The sequence below is a fragment of the Methylobacterium sp. WL116 genome (genome assembly GCF_008039455.1).
GTDB lineage: Bacteria > Pseudomonadota > Alphaproteobacteria > Rhizobiales > Beijerinckiaceae > Methylobacterium.
This window is the reverse complement of sequence record NZ_VRUV01000329.1, coordinates 1-5193: the sequence shown is the minus strand read 5'-3', so window position 1 is coordinate 5193 and position 5193 is coordinate 1. Positions and strand designations below refer to the sequence as shown.

General features: G+C 70.9%; 7 protein-coding genes and 1 pseudogene. 2 read left to right on the top strand and 6 right to left on the bottom strand.

Annotated elements, in window-relative coordinates; all coding sequences use genetic code 11:
• The coding region (locus tag FV223_RS19495) for a transglutaminase-like cysteine peptidase (RefSeq protein ID WP_147728558.1) at positions 1 to 555 on the top strand (555 nt) is incomplete at its 5' end.
• A 3-nt stretch (positions 556 to 558) separates the two neighbouring features.
• Here FV223_RS19495 and FV223_RS31940 read toward each other — a convergent pair.
• Positions 559 to 903, bottom strand: coding sequence for a hypothetical protein (locus FV223_RS31940; protein WP_243932331.1), 345 nt, complete (start codon positions 901 to 903; stop codon positions 559 to 561).
• 417 nt (positions 904 to 1320) lie between these two features.
• On the opposite strand from FV223_RS31940, the gene FV223_RS19485 reads away from it, so the two are divergent.
• Positions 1321 to 1899 carry a transglutaminase-like cysteine peptidase gene (locus FV223_RS19485; protein WP_243948331.1) on the top strand — a complete coding sequence of 193 codons (579 nt, stop codon included), beginning with the start codon at positions 1321 to 1323 and terminating at the stop codon, positions 1897 to 1899.
• 9 nt (positions 1900 to 1908) lie between these two features.
• Here FV223_RS19485 and FV223_RS19480 read toward each other — a convergent pair whose 3' ends face one another.
• The 5 genes and pseudogenes from FV223_RS19480 to FV223_RS30620 all read right to left on the bottom strand — a co-directional run.
• On the bottom strand, positions 1909 to 2238 hold the full coding sequence (locus FV223_RS19480) for a hypothetical protein (RefSeq protein WP_147728556.1): 330 nt from the start codon (positions 2236 to 2238) through the stop codon (positions 1909 to 1911).
• Between the two features lie 108 nt (positions 2239 to 2346).
• Entirely contained in the window at positions 2347 to 2562 is a 216-nt protein-coding gene (locus tag FV223_RS19475) for a DUF3126 family protein (protein ID WP_147728559.1), read from the bottom strand.
• A 132-nt stretch (positions 2563 to 2694) separates the two neighbouring features.
• On the bottom strand, positions 2695 to 3552 hold the full coding sequence (gene cysE / locus FV223_RS19470; protein ID WP_147728555.1) for a serine O-acetyltransferase: 858 nt from the start codon (positions 3550 to 3552) through the stop codon (positions 2695 to 2697).
• Between the two features lie 206 nt (positions 3553 to 3758).
• Complete coding sequence (locus FV223_RS19465; protein WP_281406289.1) at positions 3759 to 4664, bottom strand: helix-turn-helix transcriptional regulator; 906 nt, start codon at positions 4662 to 4664, stop codon at positions 3759 to 3761.
• A 311-nt stretch (positions 4665 to 4975) separates the two neighbouring features.
• Positions 4976 to 5193 (bottom strand): annotated as a pseudogene (locus FV223_RS30620) (lytic transglycosylase domain-containing protein); the annotation flags it as partial.

Sequence of the window (5193 nt, the reverse complement as noted above, 5' to 3'; positions counted from 1 at the left end):
GCGCAGACCCTGGCCTCGCTGCCCGCCCCCACCATCGCCGCCGCGCCGGTCGGCGCCGCCAAGCCGATCCTCGCCTGGGTCGCCTTCTGCCAGGGCTACCCGGCCGAGTGCGCGGTCGACCCCGCCGAGCCCGCCCGCATCGCCATGACGCCGGCGATCTGGAGCACGATCCAGGCCGTCAACCGCCGGGTCAACGCTACGGTGACGCCGGTGACCGACATGGACCACCTCGGCGTTCCCGACCATTGGGACCTGGCCGAGGACGGCTCGGGCGATTGCGAGGATTTTCAGCTGCTCAAGCGCAGCCTGCTGGCCAAGGCCGGCCTGCCGCGCCGCGCCATGCGGATGACCGTGGTCATCGACGAGAAGGGCGAGGGCCACGCCGTGCTCACCCTGATCACCGACCGCGGCGACCTGGTGCTCGACAACAAGACCAGCCAGATCCTGCCCTGGCACCGCACCGGCTACACCTTCATCAAGCGCGAGAGCCAGGACGCCGTCGCCTGGGTCTCCCTCGGCGGCGTCACCTCCCCGGTCACCACCGCCAACCGCTGAGGCTCAGGCGGCCTGGAGCGCCGGCTCGGCCTCGACCTCGGACGGGACGGGTTCTTCCGTCATCTCGGCATCCGCCGGCACGGGCCGCTGCGCCGGACGCTTGAGGGCGTCGCGGCGGATCCGGCCGAGCTGCATCTCGATCCGCCCGATGAAGGCGGTGATGTGGGGGGCGACGCCGCGCAGGCTGGCCAGATCGCGCAGGAGGATGTCGACGGCGAGCGCGCGGTCGGCGTCGGTGGGCGAGGCGGCGAGGAACATCTCCACCGCGTGCTGGGCGATGTCGATCGCCCCCGGGGCGCCGTTCTCGGCGAGAGCCCGGATCATGAGATGGATGGGGGGTTGCGACACGGTTGCGATGATCCCTGGCGGCGCGTTGGCCGGCGTCTTGCTGGGACCCTCGAATGCCGATCCCATGGCACCGGCACGCCGTCACGCCGGTGTCACAGTCTCAAGCCGCGAATCACGCCGGAATCAAGGGCTGATCGACCGTGCAGGGCACGCATACCCATGGCGCATGTGCGGGTGGCGCCCTTACATCACCACGCGGGATCGGAACCTTTCGCCGCCGACGTGGTTAATTCGCCCTTAAATTTCGATTGAGCCGCCGACCGGAGCGTGCCAGCTTGGGCGCTTCGGCAGGGCGGAGCATCGAGCATGCGGCACGCGGTTGTCCAGGCGGCAGGTGCCCTCGGCGGCATCCGATGGCGCGATGCGGTGCGGCGCACGGGACGCGCCGCGGCCCTGGGCTTCGCCGGAACGATCCTGATGATCGGGGGGGCCTCCACCCAGCCGCGCATCGCCGCCCTCCCGCCCGATGCGGCCACCGCCGTGGAGACCGGGCCGGCGGCGCGGCCGGTGGCGGCGTGGACCGAGTTCTGCCGACGCATGCCGGCCGAATGCGACGTCGACACCCGCGAGCTGGCGACCATCGCGATGAACACCGCCCTGTGGCGGACGCTGGCGAGCGTGAACCGCCGGGTCAACGCACGGATCAGGCCGATCACCGACCAGGCGCACTGGGGCGTCGTCGACCGTTGGGACTTCCCGGATGACGGGTTCGGCGATTGCGAGGATTACCAGCTGCTCAAGCGCCGGATGCTGATCGAGCGCGGGCTTCCCCGGCGTGCCCTGCGGATGACTGTGGTGATCGACGACATCGGCGAGGGCCACGCGGTGCTGATGGTGCGCACCGACCGCGGCGACTTCATCCTCGACAACAAGACCAACACGATCCTGTCGTGGCGCAACACCGGATACGCATACATCAAGCGCGAGGGGCAGGACGGGCGGGCGTGGGTGACGCTCGACGGCGGCGCGTCGCCGGTGGCGACGGCCAACCGCTGACGGCCCGGCTCAGGCGCCGACGACGAGGGCCGCGAGGTCGAGGGCGACGCGGCCCGAGAGCAGCCCCCAGCCGCAGGCGATGATCGTCGCCAGCATCACGAACGGGATCGGGCGCCCCTCGATCCGGCGCCCGCGCAGGGTGTTGCGCAGGATGATGAACGGAGCGCCGAAGGCCAGCATCGGCAGCGCGGCGACGGCGGTGACGCCGCCGAGCCCGAGCAGGTTGAAGCTTGCGCGGCGCGTCGTGAACAACTCGAACGCGCTCGCGAGCAACCCTGACAGGGCCAAGCCCACGCAGAGCGTCCGGATCGTATCGAGGGCAGCGGGGGCGAGGACCATGACGCGCGCACTCCATCCGAGGATGCGTGCAGTCTAGCCCGGATGTTTACGAAGCGTTAAGCACTTGTGCGGGTTAGCGTTAATTCGTGCACAGGCGAGACGCCGGACTCAGGCCTCTTCCTCAAGGTCGATGTCAAGGATCGCCATCCGGAACACGAAGGAATCGTCGCCGTCCTCCTTGTCGTCGGAGATCACGCCGATCGACTCCTCGCCGATGTAGACCTCGGCGGAATCGCCGTTCTTCAGTGCCACGATGCGGATGCTGGCATTGGCGAATTTGCGGCGCAGGTAGTCCTGCAGCTTCGCGACTTCGGGCTTGGTCACGCTGTCGAGCCTTTCGGGTTCTTCATGCAGGGTGTCTTCGGCGATGCGCGCCGTGATCGGCGGCCCGCCCGGCGGCCGGGCCACCGCTTGCCACGCCCTCGGCGGTGGAGCAAGCGCGGCGGCCCGCCCGCGTCAGATCCCCTCGGCCATGTGGATGAACTGGTCGATGCTGACGAGCTGATCCATGGCGCGGGCGGGCTCGGCGCAGCCGGCGGTGCCGACGACGCGGGCCGGCACGCCGACCACCGTGGTGTTGGCCGGAACCGGACGCAGGACCACCGAGCCGGCGGCGACCCGGGCGCATTCCCCGACCTCGATGTTGCCGAGGATCTTGGCGCCGGCGCCGATCATCACGCCGCGGCGGATCTTGGGATGGCGGTCGGCGCCCTGCTTGCCGGTGCCGCCCAGCGTCACCGCATGCAGGATCGAGACGTCGTCCTCGATCACCGCGGTGGAGCCCACGACGAGGCCGGTGGCGTGGTCGAGGAACACGCCCCGCCCGATCCGCGCCGCCGGATGGATGTCGCACTGGAACACCTCGGACGACCGGCTCTGCAGGTAGAGGGCGAGGTCGCGCCGGCCCTGGTTCCAGACGTGGTGCGCCAGCCGGTGGGCCTGGATGGCGTGGAACCCCTTGAAGTACAGCACCGGCTCGATCGCGCGGCTGGTCGCGGGATCGCGATCCATCACCGCGACGATGTCAGCCCGGAACGCCTCGCCGATGCGCGGGTCCGCCTGGATCGCCTCGTGGAAGGCATGCGCCACGAGCTCGGACGGCAGCGCAGGATGCCCGAGCCTTGCGGCGACCCGGTGCGAGACCGCGCCCTCCAGGCTGGTATGGTTGAGGATCGTCGCCACGATGAAGGACGCGAGCTGGGGCTCGTCGCGGATCACCGCCTCGGATTCGGCCCGCAGGCGCGACCAGACCGGATCGACGGTGCCGGCGAGCCCGTCGGCGACGGGACGCCCGAGGGCGTGACTGCCAGTCATGGTATGCTCCTCGGTGGCGCGGGACGAAGCCCGATGGCCGGTCGGCGCCGGGGCGCCCCGGCCGGGTCGCGCCGGGTCACGGATGATCACGGGTCGGTTGCGGACCGGCGATGCCCGGTCGTCGCCCGACGCACGCCGAAAGCTTGGGGTGACGCCGGCCCACGATCAAGGGTCGGCGCGAGACGCCGGGCACGGCATTGCAACCCTCAGGCGGTCGCCGCCTGCGCCTGGAAGCGCGCCTCGATCGTTTGCGTCAGGCGATCGACCATCACCTCGACGGGGACGTCGGAGGTGTCGACCGTCGCCGAGGCGCGGGCGTAGAGCGGCTCGCGGCTGGCGAGCACCGCCCGCAGCTCCAGCATCGCCGAGGCGTGGTCGCCGGTCATGGCGAGGTGCCCCTGGTCGCGGACCCGCTGCATGTGCTCCTCCGGCCGCGCCTTGAGCCAGACGGTGAAGAACGCCTGCAGAAGGAGGTCGTAGGTGAGGGGCTCGGCGACGATGCCGCCGCTGGTCGCGAGCACCAGCGGGCCGGGATGCTCGGTCAGGCGCCGCAGCGCCGCCTGCTCGAGCCGGCGATAGCCTTCCTGCCCGTAGATCGCGAAGATCTCTTGGACCGAGAGCGCGTTCTCGCGCTCGATCTCGGCGTTGAGCTCGATGAACGGCCAGCCGAGGCGTTCCGCGGTCATCCGCCCGAGCGTGGACTTGCCGGCACCGCGCAGGCCGACCACCGCCACGCGGGGGCGCGGCATGCTGCCATCGCGCGGGCCGCCGGAGAGCGCTTCCTTGGCGGCCGCGATCTGCGCCGGCGAAGCCTGCCCCAGCAGGTCGCGCAGCACCGGCCAATCCGGAATCGCGTCGTTGCCGGTGATCAGGTCGTCGAGGCGCACGCCCATGGCGTCGGCGACGCGCCGCAGCAGGATGATCGAGACGTTGCCCTGCCCGCCCTCGAGCTGGGCGATGTAGCGCTCGGACAGGCCCGACGTCTGCGACAGCAGCTTGCGCGACAGCCCGCGAACCGTGCGCGCATGGCGGACCCGACGACCGAGGTCGTTCAGGAAGAGTGATTCTTGTTCCACCGCGCCGGCCATGGCGTCGTCCGCTTTCCGATTGATCCCAAGCGCGAGACCGGCCTCTCGGCCATCCCGACGCAAGTCATGCGCCGCGAACCTCGCGTGAGGGCGGCCATGACGCGGTCACGCCCGATCTCTCGCGAGACGTCCGGCGCACCCCTGCCCTCGGTGCATGATTGTTTGTCTCAAGGAATTCGAGCGGTTGCGATGCTGCGACGCAAAACGCGTCCGCCTCACCGGTCCTCTCGTCCGACGCCCCGTATGTGTTGCGCTGCGGTCCCGCGGTCAACCCGGCGCGCCGATCGTTGTAGGGACAACGGGTGCGGTTTTCCCGCGCGATGTGCCCGGTTCTCTCACTCGGTGGTGAGTGCGGTGGCTTCGAGGACGGGCTCCCCGGCGGGTGTCCTGCGGGGCGCCGCGGGCCGTACGACGGCGGCGAGACGCTCGGCCGAAGGGCGGCGCGGCGGCAGCGGCACCGCCACCGTGTCCGCCGCCGGATCGACCGATGTGGCGGCGGCCGGCGTCGGCGCTGCCGGCGTCGCGGCGAGGGTCAGATTGGAAAGGTCGGCGC